The following is a 23,098-nucleotide window of genomic DNA, read 5'->3' on the forward strand; positions in this document are numbered from 1 at the left end:
CTAGCCGGAGGTCCCCGCAGGGCGACTGCCCCCCACGATACGGCCCACTCCTTCCTCCTGGATATCCGCGCACAGGGCCTGCCAGGTGTCGGGGGCGAGGCGGCGCGCCTGCGCCTGCCCGATGCCGATACGGAAGTGGAGTTCGCCCTCCGGGCTGCGCGAGGAGTGGATGGAGTCGAGGTTGACGCCATGTCGCTCGAAGATGCCCAGCAGCACCCTCAGTGAGCCGGGCCGGTCTTCGGGAAGGAAGACACTGAGGTACTCGGGTGCCTCGAGGTCCGCCATCAGGTAGCCCATTCGCTCGAAGGCATGGCTGCCCGCTGCCAGCGCCTTGGCACCGAAGAAGGTCGAGCTGTCGCTCAACAGGTCCCGGCGCAGGCGGGCGCGCGCATGCGGGCCACCCTCGCGCACGCAGTCGCGCAGGGCCTCGACCGAGGCGAGGAGGCGTTCCAGCATGGGCAGCACGTGCGGATTGTCGAACTGGATGTCTTCGTAGATGCCCGGATTGCCGGCGAGCATGCGCTCGGTGACGGCGAGGTCCAGCCCGAAGCCGACCGTCCTCAGCGGATGCAGGGCCGGAAGCCCGCCGATGTCGGGCGCCAGCTCGCGCAGGACGCGGGCCTGTGCCATGTGCCCCGCATGCACGAGACCCTGCACGAGTGCCATGGCACGGTCGTGGTGCGCGGGATCGACCTCGACGCATTCGGCCTGGGTGGCGGCAAGGAAGTCGTCGAGCCAGGGGCGCCAGGACGTCACCCGGGCGGGACACACCGCCATCACGCGGCCCTTCAGTGTTTCCACTTTGGGTGGGGCCGCCATCGGATGCAGGCCGGCCACGTCCGCGCGGGACCGGAGCAATGCCTCGACAGGGGCCTGCTTGATCGAGGTCACGTCCAGCCACAGCCGGCCACGCTCGATGCCATCGGCGAGGGCCACGTAGTCATCGATCACAGAGACGGTCGACCGGATGGGAGCGGCGAACAGGAGGATGTCCGCTGCTTCGATCAGTTCCCGGGCCTCCAACCGCGTGTCGCCGACCGGATCCCGCCCGACCACCTCGAGCCCCATCGTCCGTTGGAAGAAACGGCTCAGCCAGCGTCCGTACGCCCCCCGGCTGCCGACGATGCCGACGACCGGCCGACCACGCCGGGCAGGCGGGGTGGTGTTCATTCCGGATCGTAGTCGAGGTTGGAGGCCAGCCAGCGTTCGGCCTGGGAGAGGCTGGCGCCCTTCCGGCGGGCGTAGTCCTCGACCTGCTCCTTGCCCAGGCGGCCGACCACGAAGTACTGGCTGCGGGGATGGCTGAAGTAGTAGCCGGACACCGCGGCGGTCGGGTACATCGCGAAGCTTTCCGTCAGCTGGATACCGGCATTGCGTTCTGCATCGAGCAGGCGGAAAAGCGTCGCCTTCTCGCTGTGCTCGGGGCAGGCCGGGTACCCCGGGGCCGGCCGGATGCCGACGTATCGCTCGTCGATGAGGGCCTGGTTGTCGAGCGTTTCGTCGGCGGCATACCCCCAGAATTCCCGCCGCACGCGGGCGTGCAGGTACTCCGCGCAGGCTTCCGCCAGGCGGTCGGCGAGGGCCTTCAACAGGATCGCGTTGTAGTCGTCGTGCTCCGCTTCGAAACGCGCCACGTGCGGCTCGATACCGATTCCCGCGGTCACGGCGAAGGCGCCGATCCAGTCGTCGAGCCCACTCGCTTCGGGGGCGATGAAATCCGCCAGGCAGAAATCGGGGCGCTCGACCGGCTTGTCCACCTGCTGCCGCAGGAAGTGGAGGGTGACCGGTTCGCCGTCCACGTCGACGACCACGTCATCGCCTACGGACCGGGCCGGCCACAGCCCGAACACGGCTTTTGCCTGCAGCCAGCATTCCGTGACGATGCGCTCCAGCATGGCCAGGGCGTCGCGATGGAGTTCGCGCGCCTGGGCGCCCACCACCTCATCCTCGAGGATGCGGGGAAACCGGCCGGCCAGTTCCCAGGCGCCGAAGAACGGGGTCCAGTCGATGTAGTCGAGCAGGTCGCCGAGCGGCACGTCCAGCAGGTGGAGCCCCGGTTGGCGCGGAGCCGGCGGCACATGGGCGTCCCAGCCACCCTCGAACCGCTGGCCCCGCGCCTTTTCCAGGGATACCAGCCGCTTTCCTTCCCCCCGATTGCGGTGCCGCTCGCGGATCTCGGCATAGTCGGCGTCGTTCGCCGCGACGAACGGCGCGCGCAGCTCCGGGCTGATCAGCGATTGCGCCACCCCGACCGCGCGCGAGGCATCCTTCACCCATACCGTCGGTGCGCCATAGTGCGGATGGATCTTCAGCGCGGTATGCGCGCGCGAGGTGGTCGCCCCACCGATCAGCAGGGGGGTGTCGAAGCCCTGACGCGACAGTTCCCGCGCCACGTGGCTCATTTCCTCCAGGGACGGCGTGATCAGGCCGGACAGGCCGATCAGGTCGGCCTGTACCTCGCGCGCCTTGTCCAGGATCGTCTGCGCCGGCACCATCACGCCCAGGTCGACCACCTCGAAGTTGTTGCAGGCGAGCACCACGCCCACGATGTTCTTGCCGATGTCGTGCACGTCGCCCTTGACCGTGGCCATGACGATCCGCCCGTTGGACTTGCCCGCATCGCCAGTGCGTGCCTTCTCGGCCTCGATGTAGGGCAGCAGGTAGGCGACCGCCTTCTTCATCACCCGCGCGGACTTGACAACCTGCGGCAGGAACATCTTGCCGGCGCCGAAGAGGTCGCCGACCACGTTCATGCCGTCCATCAACGGTCCTTCGATGACATCGAGCGGGCGCTTCGCCTCGCTACGTGCTTCCTCGGTATCGGCCTCGATGTACTGGTCGATCCCATGGACCAGCGAGTGCGCCAGCCGCGCGCGAACCGGCTGCTCGCGCCATGCCTTGTCCTCGACCTTCTTCTCGCCCTTGCGGCCCTTGAACCGTTCGGCGATCTCCAGCAGGCGCTCGGTGCCGTCGGCCCGCCGGTTGAGCACCACGTCCTCCACCCGCTCGCGCAGCTCAGGGTCGAGTTCGTCGTACAAGGGGAGGGCGCCGGCATTGACGATCCCCATGTCCATGCCCGCGCGGATCGCGTGGTACAGGAACACCACGTGGATCGCCTGGCGCACGACCTCGTTCCCCCGGAACGAGAACGAAACGTTCGACACGCCGCCGGAGACGTGGCTGAGCGGGAAACGCCGTTTCAGCTCGCGCGTCGCTTCGATGAAGTCGACCGCGTAGTTGTCGTGCTCCTCGATGCCCGTCGCGATCGCGAACACGTTGGGATCGAAGATGATGTCCTCGGGCGGGAAGCCCACGCGCCCGGTCAGGAGCGCGTAGGCGCGCGAACAGATCTCCACTTTCCGCTCGGCCGTGTCGGCCTGGCCGACTTCGTCGAAGGCCATCACGACGACCGCCGCGCCATAGCGACGCACCAGACGTGCCTGGCGCAGGAACTCCTCCTCGCCTTCCTTCATCGAGATCGAGTTGACGATGCCCTTGCCCTGCAGGCACTTCAGCCCGGCTTCGATCACGCTCCACCTGGAGCTGTCGACCATGACCGGGATGCGTGCGATATCCGGCTCGGCCGCGATCAGGTTGAGGTAGTCGACCATCGCCTTCTCGGAGTCGAGCAGGCCCTCGTCCATGTTGACGTCGAGCACCTGCGCGCCATTCTCGACCTGCTGGCGGGCCACCTCGACGGCTTCGTCGTAGCGATCCTCCTTGACCAGCTTGCGGAACTTGGCGCTGCCGGTGACGTTGGTCCGCTCGCCGACGTTGATGAAGTTGCTCTCGGCGGTGATCTGCAGCGGTTCCAGTCCGCTCAACCGGGTGTTACGGGGCAGCAGGCTCATGCGGCCTCCAGTGCCGGGAGGGCCCGCGGGGGATACTCGCCCACGGCACGTGCGATGGCATTGATATGCGCGGGGGAGGTCCCGCAGCAGCCTCCCACGAGATTGAGAAGTCCCGCCCGGGCGAATTCGCCGAGCACCGCCGCCATGTCCTCCGGTGTTTCGTCGTAGCCGCCGAAGGCGTTGGGAAGGCCGGCGTTCGGATGGGTGCTCACGTATGCGTCGGCGATCTGGGCAAGCACGTCCACATGGACGCGCAGATCCTTGGCACCCAGCGCGCAGTTCAGTCCGATCGACAGCGGTCGCGCGTGGCGCAGCGAGTACCAGAAGGCCTCGGCCGTCTGCCCGGAAAGCGTCCGTCCGGAGGCATCCGTGATCGTGCCGGACACCATCACCGGCAGCCGGGATCCCCGGGCGTCGAATGCCTCCTCGATCGCGAACAGGGCCGCCTTGGCGTTGAGGGTATCGAACACGGTCTCGACCATCAGCAGGTCGGCGCCGCCGTCGATGAGGCCATCGGTGGCCTCGCGGTAGGCCTCACGCAGCGCATCGAACGTGATGGCGCGAAATCCAGGGCGGTTCACGTCGGGACTCAGCGACGCGGTCCGGCTGGTGGGCCCCAGCACGCCGATGACGAAACGCGGGCGTGCCGGGTCGCGTGCTTCGGCCGCGTCGCAGGCCTCGCGTGCCAGTCGCGCTCCGGCCTCGTTGAGTTCGCGGGCGAGGTGCGACAGGCCGTAGTCGGCCAGCGAGATGGTGGTCGAGTTGAAGGTGTTCGTTTCCACCAGGTCCGCGCCCGCGTCGAGGTACTGTGCGTGGATATCGCGGATGATCTCCGGGCGGGTCAGGCTCAGCAGGTCGTTGTTGCCGCGCTGGTCATGGCTGCAGCCGCAACTGGCGCCGTGGACGTGCCCGGCCTCGGGCAGGTACGCAGCGTCGAAGCCGTCGACGAAGCGTTCGCCGCGGTAATCGCCTTCGTCCAGTCCATGCTGCTGGATCATCGTGCCCATCGCGCCGTCGATGACGAGGATGCGGGCCTGCAGCGCGTCCTGCAGGCGGGCCACGCGCTGGGGATTCAACCAGGGGAGGGTGTCCACGTCAGGACTTCCTGCGGCCAGGGCGGAGGGCCTCCGCGGGCTTGCGCGCCAGCAGGGCGATCACCGCGAAATGGGGCGGCCGCCGCTCGCGGGTGACGGTGTCGCAACTGACGATGTCAAGACCGGCCTTTTCGGCAAAGCGCGCCAGGTCCTTTTCGCCAAAGCCCAGGTTGACGTGGCCATAGCTCTCCACCGTGCTCTGGTGGGCATGGCGCGCGAGGCTGGTGAGCAGCAGGCGCCCACCAGGCCGGAGCACGCGTGCGGCCTCGGAGACGGCCCGGGCGGGCTGGTCGGCGTACGTCAGGGCATGCATCAGGACCACCAGGTCGAAGGTCCCCGCCTCGAAGGGCAGCGCGTGCATGTCGCCTTCCTGGACCTCGACGTTGCGCAGCCGGCGGAGCCGTTCGCTGGCGGCATTCACCACCTTGCTGCTGGCGTCCAGGCATACGTACCGTTGCGCGTGCGGCGCCAGCAGCTCCGCAAGGACGCCATCGCCCGAGGCGATGTCGAGCACGTCCCCCGGTTCGAGCAGGGGCAGCGCGGAACGCGCCATCGCCTCCCAGGTGCGCCCTGGGGAATAATGGCGCTCCATGTCGCCGGCCACGGAGTCCGCCCAGTTCTGGTCGGCGGCGCGGGCCGCAAGCACATCGGGGAGGCGTCCGGCGTCCTGCTTCAGCAGCGGATCGTCGCTGCCGCTGCGCAGCGTATGCCACAGTGCGCGCTGTGCCGGGTCCAGCGCCTCTTCCTCGAAGCGGTAATACGCGGACACCCCCGAGCGCCGATCCCGCACCAGGCCCGCCTCCTTCAACCGGGCGAGGTGGGTGGAGACGCGCGGCTGCGCAAGTCGCGTCACGGCGGACAGCTCCGCGACGGTCAGCTCCTCCTGCTCGAGCAGGGCGAGGAGGCGTACGCGGGTGGCGTCTGCGAACACCTTCAGTCGGGACGACCAGCCTTCGAGGTCCATCGGTACTCCTGGTGCGCCGGGCGAGGCGGCGGCGCTTAATTCATCAAATTATCGCGATATAGAGATAAGTCTGATTTGCCGATCCCGCCGGGTCAAGTCCGGCGGGCGAAACCGCCGATTCAGGCTGGGGTTCGGGGGCGGGGCTGGCTACAATTGCGGGATCGGTTTGTCCATCCGGACAAAAGTAGAGGTGCAGACGTGGATTTCAGCTTTACCGAAGAGCAGTTGATGATCCAGGACGTTGCCAGGCGCATCGCCCAGGAAAAGATCGCCCCCAGCGCGGAGCACCACGACCAGACGGGCGAGTTCCCCCTGGAGAACATCCGCACCCTCGGCGAGAACGGCCTGATGGGCATCGAAGTGCCCGCCGAGTACGGTGGGGCCGGCATGGACCCCATCAGCTACGTGCTGGCAATGGTGGAGATCGCTGCCGGCGACGCCGCCCACTCCACCATCGTGTCGGTGAACAACTCGCTGTTCTGCAACGGCATCCTGAAGTTCGGTACCGAGGACCAGAAGCAGACCTACGTGCGCGCGATCGCCGAGGGCAAGGAAATCGGCGCGTTCGCGCTGACGGAACCGCAGTCCGGCTCCGACGCCACCGCCATGCGCTGCAAGGCGGTGAAGCAGGCCGACGGCAGCTTCGTCATCAATGGCAAGAAGAGCTGGATCACCTCCGGCCCGGTGGCGCGCTATATCGTGCTGTTCGCGATGACCGACCCCGACAAGGGTGCGCGCGGCATCACCGCCTTCATGGTGGACACCCAGCGCGAGGGCTTCCACCGCGGCAAGACCGAACCCAAGCTCGGCATCCGCGCGTCGGCGACCTGCGAGATCGAGTTCACCGATTACGTCGCCCGCGCCGAGGACGTGCTGGGCGACGAGGGGCACGGCTTCAAGATCGCCATGGGCGTGCTCGATGCGGGCCGCATCGGCATCGCCAGCCAGGCCATCGGCATCGCCCGTGCCGCCTACGAGGCCACCCTGGAGTACGTCCGCGAGCGCAAGGCCTTCGGCCAGCCGATCGGCGCCTTCCAGATGACCCAGGCCAAGATCGCCGACATGAAGTGCAAGCTGGACGCGGCCCTGCTGCTCACCCTGCGCGCGGCCTGGACCAAGGGCGAGACCGAGAGGAACGGTGGCCGCTTCAGCAACGAGGCCGCGATCGCCAAGCTCACCGCGTCCGAGGCGGCGATGTGGATCACCCACCAGGCCGTGCAGATCCATGGCGGCATGGGGTACTCCAAGGAAATGCCGCTGGAGCGTTACTTCCGCGACGCCAAGATCACCGAGATCTACGAGGGCACCAGCGAGATCCAGCGCCTGGTGATCGCCCGCAACGAGACCGGCCTGCGCTGACACCGCCATGGACGTCCCGACGGTCTCTGCCGCACGCCCCTCCGGGGGTGTGTGCCGCCGGCAAACCGTGCGGATGCGAATGGTCCGCGGCGAATCGCGCATCACCCGCCGTTCATCCACGCGGGCGTGCAATAGCAATGCCTTCATCCGAATCTTCCACGGCCTGCGCGCGAGCGCGGGCCTTCCTGCATTGGATCCCCTGTTTCCATGAGCACTGCAGACAAAAAGTCGTCGAAATCCCGTAAAGCGAACCGCGGCAATGCGGCAGGCCCGTCCCGCGCCGCGCGTCCCCGCAAGGCATTGAGCGCGCCCGTCGTCGGCGCGGTCTCGCATCCGGTCTCGCTGGCCCCGGTGATCGCGGAGATGCGCAAGGACCTGCCGAAGGCGCGGCACGCCGAAGTGGAGACGTTCGCGCACGCGTTCTACCAACGCATGGGCGACGATGAATTCCCGCAGCACTCGGTCGAGGGCTGGGCCGCGCTGGCGGGCGACTTCCTCGATTTCGCGCGGACCCGCAAGCCTGGGGCGGCGGGCATCCGCCTGTTCAACCCCACGGCCGGCAAGCATGGCTGGGAGTCCCCCCATACCGTCCTGCAGATCGTCAACGATGACATGCCGTTCCTGGTCGATTCGGTGACCATGCGCCTGGCCGAACTCGGCATCGGCGTGCACGTACTGGGCCATCCGGTGGTCGAATGCAGCCGCGACCGCAAGGGCAAGCTGCTGGCGATCGGCGAGGGGCAGCCGGAATCCCTGATGCACCTGGAGATCGACCGCCAGGCGGCGGACGAGATGCCCCGGGTGGAACAGGCCATCGCATCGGTGTTGGACGACGTGCGCGCGATCGTGGACGACTGGCAGGCCATGCGCGCGAAGATGCTGGATATCGCCGAGGGCTTCGACCGCCGCACGGTCCCGGCCGATCCGGCCGGGCGCGAAGAAGCGCAGGCGTTCCTGCGCTGGGCGGCGGACAATCATTTCACGCTGCTGGGCTACCGCGAGTACGAAGTGGTTCGCCAGAAGGGCGTGGAAGTGTTGCGCGCGGTCGCCGACAGCGGACTTGGCCTGCTGCGCGGCGGCGACCTGGGCAAGCCCCGCCTGCTGACATCGCTCGCTGCGCATTACATGCCGCAATCCGGTGCCGTCGATGCCCTGATCCTGACCAAGACGAATGCCCGCGCCACCGTGCACCGTCCGGGCTACATGGATTACATCGGGGTTCTGGATTTCGATGCATCCGGGAAGCCGGTACGGGAACAGCGGTTCCTGGGGCTGTACACCTCCAGTGCCTACACCAGCCGCCCGTGGACCATCCCGCTGGTGCGCGAGCGCCACGACCACGTGATGCGCCGTTCGGGCCTCGCGCCCGACAGCCACAACGGAAAGGCACTGCGCCACATCCTCGAAACCCTGCCTCGCGACGAACTGTTCCAGTCCACCGGCGACGAATTGCTGCATACCTCGATGGCGATCCTTGGCCTGCAGGAGCGCGTACGCAGCAAGCTGTTCCTGCGGCGCGATCGCTACGGCCGCTATTTCTCGGGGCTGGCCTACATCCCGCGCGATCGCTTCAACACCGAGGTGCGGCATCGCATCGAAGCCATGCTCAAGCGGATGTTGCACGGCGAGCACATCGATACCAACGTCCAGCTCAGCGAATCGCCACTGGCCCAGCTGCACATGATCGTGCGCCCGAAGTCCGGCGAGGCGATCCAGATCGACCATGCCGCGATCGAGAGCGAGCTGGCGCAGATCGTCCGCAACTGGCAGGACGACCTGCGCGACGCGCTGGTGCGCCGGCATGGCGAACAGGCCGGGCTGCACCTGGCCCAGCGGTATGGCCGTGCGCTGCCAGCCGGCTACATCGAACATTCCGGCGTGGGTGCCGCGGTGAACGATGTCGAGCACCTGGCGGGGCTGGAAGGCCCGGACGACCTCAGCCTGAGCCTGTGCCGCTCCCATCCGGGCGAGGGGGGTCTGCGCTTCAAGTTCTATCGACAGCTCGATGACATCCCGCTGTCCGACGCGCTCCCGATGATGGAGAACATGGGCCTGCGGGTGATCGCGGAGCACCCGTTCCGCATCGTTCCGGACGAAACGCCGCTGTACATCCAGGACTTTGAGGTGGAGACGCTGGCGGGCGACATCGACGTCAGTGACCTCGATGAAGCGTTCGAGGAAGCCTTCGCCCACATCTGGCGCGGCAATGCCGAGAACGACGGCTTCAACCGCCTGATCCTCGCAGCCGGCCTGTCCTGGCGGCAGGTCGCGATGCTGCGCGCTTATTGCAAGTACCTGCTGCAGGTCGGCGTGCCGTTCTCCCAGGCCTATGTCGAGCAGACCTTCGCACGCTATCCGCTGCTCGCGCGCCTGATGGTCGAACTGTTCGAAGCGCGCTTCCATCCGCATACCGGTGGCGAGAGCAAGGCCGAGATCAAGGCCGGGATGGAGCGCTTCAGGGCCCAGCTCGAACGCCTGGCCCAGGGCGATGCCGCGACGCTGACGGCGCTCGAGCCGGTGATCGACGCCCGGACGGGGAAGCGCGAGCGGCAGCTCGAGGCGACGCGCAAGGCGCTGCTGGCCCTGCTGGATCGCGTCTCCAGCCTCGACGAGGACCGGATCCTGCGCAGCTACATGGGCGTCATCGAAGCGACCCTCAGGACCAGTTACTACCAGGCGGGTGCCGGTGGGGCCGAGAAGGGCTATGTCAGCTACAAGTTCGACTCCACCCAGGTCCCGGACCTGCCCAAGCCCCGTCCGTATCGCGAGATCTTCGTCTGCGGGCCGCGCGTGGAGGGCATCCACCTGCGGTTCGGCCCCGTGGCACGCGGTGGCCTGCGCTGGTCCGACCGCCGTGAAGACTTCCGCACCGAGGTCCTGGGCCTGGTCAAGGCGCAGATGGTGAAGAACACCGTCATCGTGCCGGTGGGCTCCAAGGGCGGCTTCATCTGCAAGCGTCCGCCGCCCAATGGCGACCGCGATGCCGTGTTCGCCGAGGGCGTGGCCTGCTACAAAATGTTCATCAACGGCCTGCTGGACATCACCGACAACCTGGTCGACGGCGACGTCGTGCCGCCGGTCGACGTCGTGCGGCATGACCAGGACGATCCCTACCTGGTGGTCGCGGCGGACAAGGGCACGGCGACGTTCTCGGACATCGCCAACGGCATCGCGCGCGAGCACGGCTTCTGGCTGGACGACGCGTTCGCATCGGGCGGTTCGGTCGGTTACGACCACAAGGGCATGGGCATCACCGCCAAGGGCGCGTGGGAGTCGGTCAAGCGCCACTTCCGCGCGCTGGGCCGTGACAGCCAGAAGGACGACTTCACCGCGGTCGGCATCGGCGACATGTCGGGCGACGTGTTCGGCAACGGCATGCTGCTGTCGAAGCACATCCGCCTGGTGGCCGCGTTCGACCATCGCCACATCTTCATCGATCCGGATCCGGACGCGGCGCGTTCGTACAAGGAACGCGAGCGGATGTTCAAGCTGCCGCGCTCGAGCTGGGAGGACTACGATGCCAGCCTGATCAGCAAGGGCGGTGGCGTGTGGGCCCGAAGCGCCAAGTCGATCCCGTTGTCGAAGCAGGCGCGCGAAGCGCTCGGGATCGAAGGGGACGTTGAGGCGTTGAGTCCGCCGGAACTCATGAGCGCGATCCTCCGTGCCCCGGTGGATCTGTTGTGGAACGGTGGCATCGGCACCTACGTCAAGGGATCCGGAGAGAGCCATGCGGACGTCGGCGACCGCGCGAACAATGCGCTGCGCGTCAACGGCCGGGATCTCCGCTGCAAGGTGGTGGGCGAGGGCGGCAACCTGGGCGTGACCCAGCTCGGCCGCATCGAGGCCGCGCACCACGGGGTACTGTTGAACACGGACTTCATCGACAACTCGGCCGGCGTGGACACGTCGGACCACGAGGTCAACATCAAGATCCTGCTCAACGGCCTGGTCAAGGCGAAGAAGATGACCGTGCCCGCGCGCAACAAGCTCCTGGCCGCGATGACGGGCGAGGTGGAGACGCTGGTGCTGGTCGACAATTATCGCCAGAACCAGGCCATCAGCCTGATGGAGCGGATGAGCGTCCCGCGCCTGGGCTCCAAGCAGCATTTCATCCGGACGCTGGAATCGCAGGGCCTGCTGGACCGCCAGATCGAGTTCCTGCCCAGCGACGCCGAACTGGCCGAGCGCAAGGCCCGTGGCCAGGGCCTGACGCGCCCGGAACTGTCGGTCCTCCTGTCCTACGCGAAGCTGGTGATCTACGACCAGTTGCTGGCGTCCGACGTGCCCGAGGATCCCTACCTGTCGAAGGAACTCGTGCGCTACTTCCCGCAGCCCCTGCAGAAGAAGTACGCCGCGGCCATGGAAGACCACCGCCTCAAGCGCGAGATCATCGCCACCGCCGTGACGAACTCCATGGTCAACCGCATGGGTGCCACCTTCACCCTGCGCATGACCGAAGACACCGGTCGGAGCGCGGGCGAGGTGGCGAAGGCGTACACGATCGCGCGTGAGGTGATCGATGCGCGCGCGCTGTGGGCGGAGATCGACGCGCTCGATGGCAAGGTGTCCGAATCCGACCAGATCGACGCCCTGCAAGTGATCTGGCACCTGCTGCGGACCCTGTCGCGCTGGCTGCTCTCCCGCGCCGGTGCGATCCCGGAGATCACCGACGCCATGGCACGCTACGGCGATGGGCTCGATGCGGTTCGCGCGGCATTGCCAGCCACCCTGTCGGACGTACGCCGCGACGGCTACGAACAGCGTCGCGCGGAATGGCGTGGCAAGGGGTTCCCCGCCGCGCTGGCCGACCAGCTCGCCGCGCTCCCGCTGCTCGAGTTTGCCTGCGACATCGTCGAGATCGCCCATGCGCGCCGCATGCCGCCCGCAGAAGTGGCGCACGCCTACTTCGCGCTGGGCGCGGCGCTCGACATGCCCTGGCTGTACGAGCAGATCGATGCGCTGGAAGTCGACGGACGCTGGCAGGCCCTGGCCCGCGGCACCCTGCGCGACGAGCTTGGACAGCAACAGCGGCTGCTGGTCGGACAGATCCTGGCAGCGGGCGGGCGACGCCCGGCGCGCGAGAAGGTCGACGCCTGGCTGCAACGCGACGATCCTTCGCTGCGTTTCACCCAGGCCATGCTCGCGGAGCTGATGAACCAGAAGACGGTGGATTACCCGACCATGTCGGTCGCGGTGAGGCGCCTCGCGCAGATTGCCGGCACGGCGGGCTGACCGCCCCCGCGGTCCCGCTGCACCCCCGGGTGTGGCGGACCGCGGCGCTCGCGGCCATCGCGTTATGCTGGAGGCTGTCTCCAGGAGCCGCCCATGACCGACTCGCCCCGGATCGCTTTCCTCGCCAGTCCCGTGGACGACGCGCGCGTCGCGCTGGAGCGTCTGGTCGGGGAGCATGGGCAGGCCCAGCCGGAGGAGGCCGACATCCTCGTCGCCCTCGGCGGCGACGGTTTCATGCTCCAGACGTTGCACCGGCATGGCACCCTCGGCAAGCCGGTATACGGAATGAAGCATGGCTCGGTCGGCTTCCTGATGAACCAGTACCGGGTGGACGGCCTGCTCGAACGCCTGCATGCCGCCGAACCCGCCGTGCTGCGGCCGCTTGAGATGGTCGCGACCACCGAGTCCGGCGCCACGGTCGGGTCGCTTGCCTACAACGAGGTGTCCTTGCTGCGGCAGACGCGCCAGGCGGCCCACCTCGCGATCGAGCTCAACGGGCAGACCCGGCTCGACGAACTCATCAGCGACGGCGTCATGCTGGCCACGCCGGCCGGCAGTACCGCGTACAACTTCTCGGCCCATGGCCCCATCCTGCCGCTGGACGGCAAGGTGATCGCGCTGACGCCGATCGCCCCGTTCCGCCCCCGGCGCTGGCGCGGAGCGGTCCTGAAAGCCGACACCGAGGTCCGCTTCCGCGTGCTCGATCCCTACAAGCGCCCGGTCAGCGCGACTGCCGATTCGCATGAGGTGCGCGACGTCGTGGAGGTCACCATCCGCGAATCGCAGGACCGCACGGTGACCCTCCTGTTCGATCCCGAGCACAACCTGGAGGAGCGGATGCTGGCGGAACAGTTCACCAGCTGAAGCCGTCTCGGCCAGGGAGACGGCGTCAGGGCACAATACCCCCATGCCAGACCGTGATGCCGACCCGCTGATCGTCGCGATCTCTTCGCGCACCCTGTTCGACCTCGAGGACAGCCATGCCCTGTTCGAAGCCGAGGGGCTCGACGCCTACGCGTCGTTCCAGCGGGACCATGAGGACGACGTGCTGTCCCCCGGCATCGCATTTCCCCTGGTCCGGAAGCTGCTCGGCCTGAACGACGGGGCCCCGCCGGAGGCACCGCGGGTGGAGGTGATCCTCATCTCGCGCAACTCGGCGGACACCGGCCTGCGTATTTTCAACTCGATTGCCCACCACGGCCTGTCGATCAAGCGTGCCGCGTTCAGCAACGGCGCGGCCCCCTTTCCGTACATCCGGCCGTTCGGCGCCGACCTGTTCCTGTCCACCCATGCGGAGGACGTGCGAAGCGCGCTGGAGGCCGGCGTGGCCGCGGCCACGCTGTTGCCGGCCCGGGCGCCGATGGACCGGCACCACCAGCAGTTGCGCATCGCGTTCGACGGCGACGCGGTGATCTTCGGCGACGAAAGCGAACGCGTCTCGCGAGAGGGCGGTTTGGCGGCCTTTACCGAGCACGAGCGGGTGCGGGCAGGCGAGCCGCTTTCGGGTGGACCGTTCCGCGGCTTCCTGGATGCGCTGCATCGCCTGCAGGCGGCGTTTCCGATGGGGCAGGATGCGCCTATCCGCACGGCCCTGGTCACCGCGCGTTCCATCCCCGCGCACGAACGGGTGATCCGCACCCTGCGCGAATGGGGCATTCGCCTCGACGAAGCGCTGTTTCTCGGCGGGCGAGCAAAGGGCCCGTTCCTGGAGGCATTCGGAGCGGACATCTTCTTCGATGACTCGGCCCACAACATCGAATCGGCGCGCGGCCTCGTCGCCGCCGGCCATGTACCCCACGGGGTCGCGAATCCCCCTTGAGCGGGGATCGGGTCAGCGCGTCCGCGTGGCGTCCGTCTCGTCCAGATCGATGTCGGTCAGCTTCCAGCGGAGGCCCTGCCGCTCCAGGATCACGTTCACGGCCAACGTTCCGGAGTCTGCCTCCGGATCACCCGCGAACGTGACGCGGAACCTGGACAGGGACTCCAGCCGGTAGCGGGCATTCACGAACGGATCGGCAACCGGCTCCCCCGAGAATGGTGCGTCCAGCGACAGGCCGGACGCGGTGCCCTGGCGCCAGGCCACCCGGCCTGCCATGAGCGTCTTCACGCCCGTGGGTGTTGCCAGGGATTCGACGAGACCGCCGGCCACGCGACCGGCGACGTCCACCGCGAACGCACCGAACACGTTGCCCCGCACGCTGGCGCCTGCCCGTCGCGCCACGTAGTCCTCTGCGTGGGCCCGCAGGTTGCGCCCGAGGGCGTCGTAATCGACATGGCGCGAGAGGGCGACATCGTCGTCCTCTCGCAGCGCATCGCGGATGCCCCTCACGGCAGGCAGGGGGGAGAGGGCGTACAGCAGCCCGGCAAGCACCACCAGGACGGCCAGGATGAGCAGCGGCTTCTTCATCGATCCGGCAGGCATGCCAATGGTGGAGGAACCCACAGTCTAAAGGGGAACACCGGAGCGGTATCCGGTGTTCCCGTGGGAGGGCTCAGAAGCGTATCGCTCGGCCGCGGGATTCCAGCGGCGCCATGCGCGCCTGGTCCAGCAACTCCAGGTGACGCACCTCGAACGGTGCACGATGTCCCCTGGGCAACAGGGACTTGTCGAACACCAGGTCGAGGCGCCGATCGCCAGGCTCGAGCCAGTCGGCTGAGTGGGCTTGCACGACCGGCGCCAGCAGGCCATCCGGCCCGGTGGCATACAGGGTGCCGCGCACCTCGTAGCGTCCGGGCGACGCCACCTCGACGGGTAGCTGGACCGCGAATGCGGCCGGATCCAGCGTCCATTGGCCGGTCAAACGGGCCGTGGGGGCGACGATGGCGAACGCGGTACGCGCGTCGCGCGCGATGCGCCCGTCGTCAGACAACACCTGCAGTTCCCAAAGGCCGGGCGGCTGCCCCGATACGTCCGCAACCCGTACCCGCGCCGTTCCCTGTCCGCGGTCGTCAAGCCTCAGGGTGACGTCCCGCGTTTCGCCGTCCGGCGCGACCAGCAGGGCTTCGGCCTTGGTCGCCGCGCCGCGTCCGGCCCGTTGGAAGGCCACCTCGACCTCGAGCGTGCGCCCGGCCTGAACCACATCCGCCCGGGGACGGGCCTTGAGCACCACGTCGCTGTTGGGGTCGAAGACGTGGACCACATAGCGGCCACGTGCGCCATCGACCCTGAGCTGGTATCGCCCCGCACCGGCCGATGCAGCGAGTCCTGCGATCGCGGCGCCGGGCTCGACCTGCATCCCCGCTGCCCGCAGCGATTCGCCGTCTGCCAGGGAGCGGGCCGCGACGCGCTGTCCACCCTGGTGTATCTGCAGTGCGCCGTCACGGACCGCGGCGGCACCGGTGGCGGGGCTGACCCGCAGCAGGGCTCCTGGCGCGGTCACGTCCACGTCCACGCCACGGGCCAACGATGCGCCATCGACGGTGAACCAGTATTCCCGGCTTTCCGCCATGAAGGGTGCGGGCGTCGAGAGGGGGGCTGCAGGGTCCAGCGGCCACGCGAAGTGGACCGGGCTGCGCTCCACGCCGGCGGCGGGGGCGGGCAACCGTACGAGCCGGTCCGCTGTCCGGTCCGACGGTCCGGCGGGAAGCAGCGGCGTCGCGGCCTGGACGGACACCGCAGCGGCGGAAAGAACGAAACTCGCGAACATCCTGATAGGCAGTTCCATGGCGGTCACCTCACTGTTGCAGGTCGGCACGAAGGATCTGGTCGAGCCTGAAACAGGCCCGCCGGCTCTGGTTGTGGCTCAGCGGCTCACGACCTGCGGTGCGACTCTTGTCAACGAACCACACCGTGCCGGCCGCGGACTGGCTGCTGCATTCCAGGAACCCGTCGGAGCAGTCGTCCAGCCAGTTCTGGGTCGTCTCCAGACCCACGTTCTCGGCATAGCCGCCGCAGTAGCTGTCCGAGTCGAAGGGCGACGACTCGACGTCGCTGCCGACCACGCTGCGGAACGTCCGCGCCAGAGCCGGGCGCCCCGACGTGCCGTAGAGGTACTGCGCGTTGTAGTGCGCCATCCAGCTTTCCTGTTGCTGGCGTACCGCATCCGATTTGTAGCCGAGCAACCACCCCAGCGATTGTTCGAACACATTGCCATTCATCACGGCATCGGCGAGCGGGGTGCCGGCGGACGAAGGTGCCAGCGCATTGACCCGCACGAGTCGCTGCAGGATGGGCGGGTAACGGCTGTCCCACGTCGGGTTGGACATGATCCAGCGCATGACATTGCCGCCGTTCGAGTGCGTGACGACGACCAGTCGGGTGATGCCGCGTTGCTGGATGAAGTCGGTGAGCTGGCCGGCGAGGCAGCCCGCCGCACGGTCGTCCCACATGTACTGCTCGAAATCGCAGTTGATGACGGTGTAGTTCTGGCTGCCTTGAGGCAGGCCCTGGCGCACCGAGTCCACCATCGCCGGCTTCCAGTAGTCCTGGTAGGCGTTGGTCTGCTTGCCGGTGCCGTGGACGAACGCGACGCCAGTGACGTCGGCGAACGCGAGGGGTGGGAGGATGGCCAGGAGCAGGCCGATCACGAGCTTTCGCATGGTGTTTCCCCTTTCCTTGGAGCGGCGGGCAGCCTGCACGGCCTCCTGCCGCGGATCGAAGTGCATCGGGTGACTGCGCGCCCCCTCGCGCATCACCCCGAAGCGTACCCATGCGTACGGGTATGTCATGACGCAGCGCATCGCCCGGCCGGTCCTGCGTCACAGAAATGGAACGTCCAGTAACGGGGCTAGAACTCCAGGTCGAGCGCCGCGCAGAGGTAGTCGACGAATGGCGCGAGGGCTTGGAGGTCCTTCTCCAACGTCTGCCTGAGGCGCGGCCCCAGCACGGTGGCGTCCGTCAACGGGCGCGAGGCCACGAAGTTGCGGTGCCGCAGGTCGGCGGCGTGCACGAACTCCGGGGGGAAGCCACGCGGCATGCGGACCAGCATGTCGCTCTCGTCCAGCGGGTATCGCCGCTCGAAGGCCTTTCCATGCGCCGCGGATGCCCAGGCACCGGGGTTGTCGACGATGAACTGCCGGATCCGCCTGAGGTTGTCCGGAGACGGGTGCCAGAGTCCCGCGCCGACGAACGAGCGACCGCCCTGCACCCGGATGTAGAAACCGGGCGCCTCGACCTGGCGATTCCGCTCATGGAAGAGGCGCGCGCTCTGCCACGTTTTGTAGGGGGTCTTGTCTTTGCTGAAACGCGTGTCCCGGTGGATGCGGAACAGGGAGCCTCCAATCGCCTTCGGGTCCGCGCGGTAGTGCAGGCTCACTTCGGCCAGCGCCGGTTGCAGGTCGACCAGGAGGCGTCGGAAGGGCTCCCGGACATGGGCCTCGTACATCGGCTTGTGTGCGTGGAACCATTCCCGACTGTTGTGGCGGCCGAGTTGCTGCAGGAAGCGGAACGTCTCTTCCGTGAAGTAGCGGCTCATGCATCCTCCCCGTCGGACCCGGCCATGGGAACAGGAAGGGCGATGTCATTCCTCCATGCCTCCAGGCAGCCCAGCAGCGCCAGGCGGGACGGGTCATCCGCATGCTGCTCGCGAAGGGCGGCAAGTTCCGCATCGAAGGCGTCCAGGCCCTGCGGGCCAGCCGATCCGAACCGGGACGCGCGATAGGCCTCCCATCGGCCCGCCTCGGCCGGCGAGAGGGTGTCCGGCCAGTTCCTTGCGCGATACCTGAACAACAGTTCCCGCAAGCGCGCGTCCTCGAACGGGAAAGGACGGCTGCCCAGCTGCGCGGGCGGTGTCCCGCGGACCTCGGCGCACAGGCGCTTGTCTCCCGCGCCGATGAACCCGTCGTACAGCGCGCCATCGGCATCGACCGCCGACGCATCGCGACGGCCATCGAAAACCGTGCGCAGCTTGGCAGCCAGTGCGGGCGCATGCCGACGAAGGAGGTCGGCCCTGCGTTCCACCCGGGTGGGATCCACGCCGAGGCGATCAAAATCGGCGGGACGCAGGTGAGACCACGCGACCAGCACAGGCGAGCGGTTCAGATGCACCTCTTTGAGTGCGACCCGTGACTCCCCCTCCGGGAGGTCGCGGGTGGGCGTGTACAGACGTGCCGCGATGGCATCCGCGTCCAGCGACAGCAGCGGCTCCGGATCCTGCTCGAGGTCGAACACGATGACGCGGTTGTCGATGTGGGGATGCCGGGCGAGCGGCAGGACCGGCGCCGCGCACAGGCGTGACGCCGGGAATCGCTGTGACACATGCAGCACGGGTTGCATCGCGGCCAGGTCGAGCACGCTTGCCGCGTGGCGCTTGTCGCGGAGCTTGAGGGCGTAGTTCCACAGCCGCGGCTGGGCGACCCGGAAGCGCCGGGCCAATGCGATCAGGGCGCGGACATCGGACAAGGCTTCGTGCGCGTCGCCCTCCCGCAGCCCATTGATCCCGGCAAGGTCTTCCAGCCGGAACGATGTCGCACCGTCCGGTCGCTTCGGCCATTCGATGCCCTCCGGACGCAGCGCATGCCAGAGGCGGAAGACGTCGAGCAGATCCCAGCGGGAGTTCCCGGAACGCCACTCGCGCTCGTAGGGATCGTGGAAGTTGCGATAGAACCCGAAGCGGATGAACTCATCGTCGAAGCGCAGCGAGTTGTAGCCCAGCGTACAGGTCCGGGGGCGCGCCATTTCTTCGTGGATGCGGGCAAACGCCTCGGCCTCGGTGACGCCGTCACGCAGGGCCTGCTGGGGCGTGATGCCGGTGACCAGGGTCGCACCGGGGGAGGGCAGCAGGTCGTTCGCCGGCCGGACAAAGAAGCTGATGGGCTCATCGATGGGCTGCAGCGCCTCGTCGGTCCGGATGGCCGCGAACTGGGCGATCCGGCTGCTCCGGGGATCGGTACCAAAGGTCTCGAGGTCGTAGAACAGGAAGCTCGATTCCATCACGCGTCCTCGCGCCAGCCCTCGTCCGGGAGTGGCGGCAGGTGCGCGAGCACGGTGGCATCGACGACGTCCCAGTCGAGCGTATCGATTGATGCATGACCGCGCGTCAGCTCGACCAGCAGTTCACGCTGGCGCTTGCCGCGCTCGAATGCCATCGCATAGGGGAAGCGGTGGAAGCTGACCATCGAATACCGCGGCATGAACCGGTCCGGATGCCGCGCGGCCAACCGGTGTTCCAGCTCACGTTGCAGCAGGTAGTCGTCGTCGTCCACCCGGTCCCGCATCTCGAGATAGTTCTCAAGGGCCATCGCCTGGATGGCACGTGCGTTGGGCAGGCGCTCGGCCTGGTACGCCGAGAACGCCTCCGCGCGATCGGCCGTTGCGTCCATGCGTTCCGCGAGTGCGACACAGTCCTCGAACGCACAGTTCATGCCCTGCCCGTGGAACGGCACCATCGCATGGGCCGCATCGCCCAGCAGGACGGCACGATCTCCCAGGTGCCAGCGGTCGAGATAGAGCGTGCCCAGGATCCCGGTGGGATTGGCGTCGAAATCCCGTTCGAGCTCCGGGATCAGCGCGGACGCATCAGCGAACTCGCGTTCGAACAGGGCGCGGGCTCCCCTGCCATCGCGCACGCTGGCGAAACTGGGGCCGCGCGGCGTCCCGCCAGGTCCCGGAACGTCCTCTTTCGGCAGGAACAGGGTGACCGTGAACGTGCATTCGTCATTCGGCAGCGCAATGCACATGTAACGGCCGCGGGGCCAGATGTGCAGGGCGTTCGCCTCCATCCGGAAGCCGCCCCCGGGCGAAGGCGGGATCTCAAGCTCCTTGTAGGCGTGGTCCAGGAACTCGCTGCGTTCACCCAGGTCGCGCTCGCTGGACATGGCCTCGCGCAGGGCGGAGCCGGCGCCGTCGGCACCTACCAGGCTCTGGAACTCGAAGCGATGGGACCCGCCATCGCGCTCGTCGACCACGGTGGCGACGCGGGCATCGAAGTCCACGCCGGACAGGGTGCGATGGAAGTGGATCCGCACTCCCGCGCGTTCCGCGATGTCCAGCAGCGCGATGTTGAGTTCGCCACGATGCACGGACCAGATGACTTCGGAGTCGTCTTGGCCGTAGCGCTGCAGCGCCGTGCGGCCGTCCTCGAAATGCACCATCCGGCCGCGCATCATGACCGCCTGCGACATCACCGCCGGATCGGCGCCGGCGAGGCGGAGCGCATGCCGGCCGCGCTCGGCCAACGCCAGGTTGATCGAGCGGCCGCCCTCGTAACCCTTCAGCCGCGGGTCGCCGCGTTTCTCGTAGACGTCGACCGCCCAGCCCTTTCGCGCCAGCAGGGTCGCGAACAGCGCGCCCGCAAGACCGGCCCCGACGACGGTGATGCGGCGCTCGATCATCGCGGGATCATCGAGCGGCATCAGGCCAGGTCTCCACCGCGTGCGCGAAGCGCAGCACGTCGGCATGGGTGTTGTAGAGCGGGGCGGGAGAAATCCGGATCACATCCGGTTCGCGCCAGTCGCCCAGGACGCCGTTGCGCGCCAGGTGGTCGAACAGGGCGCGGCCCTTCTCGCGCCCACCCGCCACGCGCAGCGAAAGCTGGCATCCGCGTCGCGCGGGCTCCCCGGGCGTGATGATCTGCAGCACTTCCGACAGCCGATCGCGGATCAGCGACTCCAGATAGCCCGTCAGGCGCAGGGATTTCGCGCGCAGGGCCGGCATCCCGGCGTCGTCGAAGAGATCGAGCGAGGCGCGCAGCGGCGCCAGCCCGAGGATCGGGGGATTGCTGAGCTGCCAGCCATCGGCCCCATGCTCGGGGCGGAACTCCGGTGCCATCAGGAAGCGGGTCGAGGCCTCGTGGCCCCACCAGCCTGCGAAGCGGGGCAGGTCGGACGCGGCGTGGCGTTCATGGACGAAGCAGCCGGCGATCGCCCCGGGCCCGCTGTTGAGGTACTTGTAATGGCACCACACTGCGAAGTCGACGTTGCTGTCGTGCAGCGCCAGTTCCAGGTTGCCGACGCCGTGCGCAAGGTCGAAACCGCAACGCGCGCCCTGTGCATGTGCCAGCCGCACGATCGCCGGGAGGTCGAAGGCCTGGCCGGTCCGGTACTGCACCCCGGGCCAGAGCACCAGCGCCAGGCGCTTGCCGTGGGTCTGGATGGCGCGCTCGAGTGCGGCCATCGAGATCGTCCCGTTCGGTTCGTCCGGCGCGACTTCGATCAGGTCCGTCGCCGGATCGAAGCCATGGAATCGGATCTGCGACTCCACTGCATGCCGGTCCGAGGGGAATGCACCCGCTTCGATCAGGATCGCGGGACGCTCGACGGTCGGCCGGTAGAAGCTGACCATCATCAGGTGCAGGTTGACGGTCAGGGTATTCATCGCCACGACTTCCGAGGGCTTGGCACCCACCAGCCGTCCGAGTTGTTCGCGGACCAGGCGGTGGTAGGTCATCCACTGGGTGTCGCCGGTGAAATGGCCCTCGACCGCGATGTCCCCCCAGGTGCCCAGTACCTCGTCGACATAGCTGCGGGCCTCGCGTGGCTGCAGCCCCAGCGAGTTTCCGACGAAATAGGCCTGCTCGCCGTCGCCATGGCGCGGGACATGGAAACGGTCGCGCCGCGTCGGCAGGGGGTCGGAAGCATCGAGGCGGGCAGCGTGCCTGGGGTCGAACAGGTCGGTCATGGGGACAGGATCTCGTCGTGGTGCGTCAAGCGAAGCGGGACTGGGGCAGACCGAGCCATTCGAGCGCGGTGCCATGGTAGAGGCGGGCCTGGTCGTCGACAGGCAGGTCGAGGGCGGCGATGCCTGCGCCCGGTGCCTGCTCCCCGAGCGGAAAGGGGTAATCCGTCCCCAGCATGACCTGCGACACGCCGCAGGTCTCGAGCAGGTAGCGGAGTGCGCGCGGATCGGCGACCCAGGAATCGAAATACAGTTGCGACAGGTACTCGCGCGGATTGCGGGGGTTGTCCGTCGCGACCAGGTCCGGCCGCATGTTGAAGCCGTGCTCGATGCGACCGATGGTGTAGGGGAAGGCGCCGCCGCCGTGCGCCATGCACACCTTCAGCGACGGCAGGCGCTCGAGCACGCCGCCGAAGATCAGGCAACAGGCCGCGCGCGCCTGCTCGGCGGGCATGCCGACCAGCCAGGGCAGCCAGTACTTCGGCATGGACGGCGTCCCCATCATGTCCCACGGATGGACGAGGATCGCCGCGCCGAGTTCCGCGGCCGCCTCGAAGAACGGGAACAGCTCCGGCGCATCGAGGTTCCAGTCGCCGACATGGCTGCCGATCTGCACCCCCTGCAGGCCGAGCTGGTCGACGCAGCGCTCCAGTTCCTGCACCGCCAGGCGCGGCGACTGCATCGGTACGGTGCCGATGCCCGCGTAGTGGCGTGGGAAGTCATGGCAGGTGCGCGCCATGTGGTCGTTGAGCGACTGGTGCAGCTCCAGCGCGTGATGGGGCTTGGCCCAGTAGCTGAACATCACCGGCACCGTGCTCAGCACCTGCACCTGCACCCCATGCCGGGCGTAGTCCTCCAGTCGCTCCTGCGGGTCCCAGGTCTTGGACCAGATCTCCCGGAAGAACCTGCCGTCCTTGTAGATACGATGGCGTCCATCGTCGGTGTGGTGGATCACCGGGAACCGGTTGTCGCCGTACTTCTTGACCAGGTCCGGCCAGTCGCGGGGCAGGTAGTGCGCGTGGGTATCGATCTTCAGCATGCGGGC

General features: G+C 67.9%; 16 protein-coding genes. 4 read left to right on the forward strand and 12 right to left on the reverse strand.

All coding sequences use genetic code 11. The features are described from left to right. Genes H4F99_RS12100 through H4F99_RS12115 form a run of 4 tightly spaced genes read right to left on the reverse strand, consistent with a single transcriptional unit; the run spans position 1 to position 5,909 of the window. On the reverse strand, positions 1 to 1,170 hold the full coding sequence (locus H4F99_RS12100; protein ID WP_182669998.1) for a prephenate dehydrogenase: 1,170 nt from the start codon (positions 1,168 to 1,170) through the stop codon (positions 1 to 3). Then, positions 1,167 to 3,851, reverse strand: coding sequence for a methionine synthase (gene metH / locus H4F99_RS12105; RefSeq protein WP_182669999.1), 2,685 nt, complete (start codon positions 3,849 to 3,851; stop codon positions 1,167 to 1,169). The genes H4F99_RS12100 and metH overlap by 4 nt, the downstream gene beginning before the upstream one ends. Then, positions 3,848 to 4,966 carry a homocysteine S-methyltransferase family protein gene (locus tag H4F99_RS12110; RefSeq protein ID WP_425488026.1) on the reverse strand — a complete coding sequence of 373 codons (1,119 nt, stop codon included), beginning with the start codon at positions 4,964 to 4,966 and terminating at the stop codon, positions 3,848 to 3,850. The genes metH and H4F99_RS12110 overlap by 4 nt, the downstream gene beginning before the upstream one ends. Then, complete coding sequence (locus H4F99_RS12115) at positions 4,947 to 5,909, reverse strand: ArsR/SmtB family transcription factor (RefSeq protein WP_182670001.1); 963 nt, start codon at positions 5,907 to 5,909, stop codon at positions 4,947 to 4,949. Before H4F99_RS12115 ends, H4F99_RS12110 begins: the two co-directional genes overlap by 20 nt. 153 nt (positions 5,910 to 6,062) lie before the next feature. Between H4F99_RS12115 and H4F99_RS12120 the strand changes: the two genes are divergently transcribed. The 4 genes from H4F99_RS12120 to H4F99_RS12135 all read left to right on the forward strand — a co-directional run bounded on the left by H4F99_RS12120 (position 6,063) and on the right by H4F99_RS12135 (position 14,319). Further along, positions 6,063 to 7,268 (forward strand): acyl-CoA dehydrogenase family protein, encoded by a 1,206-nt coding sequence (locus H4F99_RS12120; protein ID WP_281369254.1) that lies wholly within the window; start codon positions 6,063 to 6,065, stop codon positions 7,266 to 7,268. A 207-nt stretch (positions 7,269 to 7,475) separates the two neighbouring features. Then, positions 7,476 to 12,500, forward strand: coding sequence for an NAD-glutamate dehydrogenase (locus tag H4F99_RS12125; protein ID WP_182670003.1), 5,025 nt, complete (start codon positions 7,476 to 7,478; stop codon positions 12,498 to 12,500). A 93-nt stretch (positions 12,501 to 12,593) separates the two neighbouring features. Continuing rightward, positions 12,594 to 13,364: an NAD kinase gene (locus H4F99_RS12130; RefSeq protein ID WP_182670004.1), complete on the forward strand. Its 771-nt coding sequence runs from the start codon at positions 12,594 to 12,596 to the stop codon at positions 13,362 to 13,364. 43 nt (positions 13,365 to 13,407) lie between these two features. Further along, a complete protein-coding gene (locus H4F99_RS12135; protein WP_182670005.1) occupies positions 13,408 to 14,319 on the forward strand; it encodes a 5'-nucleotidase in 912 nt (303 codons plus the stop codon). Positions 14,320 to 14,331: 12 nt separating this feature from the next. On the opposite strand, the gene H4F99_RS12140 is transcribed toward H4F99_RS12135, so the two are convergent. The 8 genes from H4F99_RS12140 to H4F99_RS12175 all read right to left on the reverse strand — a co-directional run bounded on the left by H4F99_RS12140 (position 14,332) and on the right by H4F99_RS12175 (position 23,092). Continuing rightward, positions 14,332 to 14,907: a DUF2939 domain-containing protein gene (locus tag H4F99_RS12140; RefSeq protein WP_182670006.1), complete on the reverse strand. Its 576-nt coding sequence runs from the start codon at positions 14,905 to 14,907 to the stop codon at positions 14,332 to 14,334. An 85-nt stretch (positions 14,908 to 14,992) separates the two neighbouring features. Beyond that, the gene (locus H4F99_RS12145; protein WP_182670007.1) at positions 14,993 to 16,165 is read right to left on the reverse strand and encodes a DUF4785 domain-containing protein; all 1,173 of its coding nucleotides are present in this window, start codon (positions 16,163 to 16,165) and stop codon (positions 14,993 to 14,995) included. Between the two features lie 10 nt (positions 16,166 to 16,175). After that, positions 16,176 to 17,039 (reverse strand): alpha/beta hydrolase, encoded by an 864-nt coding sequence (locus tag H4F99_RS12150; RefSeq protein WP_182670008.1) that lies wholly within the window; start codon positions 17,037 to 17,039, stop codon positions 16,176 to 16,178. 188 nt (positions 17,040 to 17,227) lie between these two features. Beyond that, entirely contained in the window at positions 17,228 to 17,914 is a 687-nt protein-coding gene (locus H4F99_RS12155) for a DUF2461 domain-containing protein (protein WP_182670009.1), read from the reverse strand. Then, positions 17,911 to 19,371, reverse strand: a complete 1,461-nt coding sequence (gene sbcB / locus H4F99_RS12160) for an exodeoxyribonuclease I (RefSeq protein ID WP_182670010.1) — start codon at positions 19,369 to 19,371, stop codon at positions 17,911 to 17,913. The genes H4F99_RS12155 and sbcB overlap by 4 nt, the downstream gene beginning before the upstream one ends. Beyond that, positions 19,371 to 20,792 (reverse strand): FAD-dependent oxidoreductase, encoded by a 1,422-nt coding sequence (locus H4F99_RS12165; RefSeq protein ID WP_246371981.1) that lies wholly within the window; start codon positions 20,790 to 20,792, stop codon positions 19,371 to 19,373. Before H4F99_RS12165 ends, sbcB begins: the two co-directional genes overlap by 1 nt. Further along, positions 20,779 to 22,056, reverse strand: coding sequence for a kynureninase (kynU, locus tag H4F99_RS12170; protein WP_182670011.1), 1,278 nt, complete (start codon positions 22,054 to 22,056; stop codon positions 20,779 to 20,781). Before kynU ends, H4F99_RS12165 begins: the two co-directional genes overlap by 14 nt. Before the next feature lie 25 nt (positions 22,057 to 22,081). Next, positions 22,082 to 23,092: an amidohydrolase family protein gene (locus H4F99_RS12175; protein ID WP_182670012.1), complete on the reverse strand. Its 1,011-nt coding sequence runs from the start codon at positions 23,090 to 23,092 to the stop codon at positions 22,082 to 22,084. Positions 23,093 to 23,098 lie beyond the last annotated feature (6 nt).

It is taken from the genome of Marilutibacter penaei, assembly GCF_014145395.1.
GTDB classification, from domain to species: Bacteria; Pseudomonadota; Gammaproteobacteria; order Xanthomonadales; family Xanthomonadaceae; genus Marilutibacter; species Marilutibacter penaei.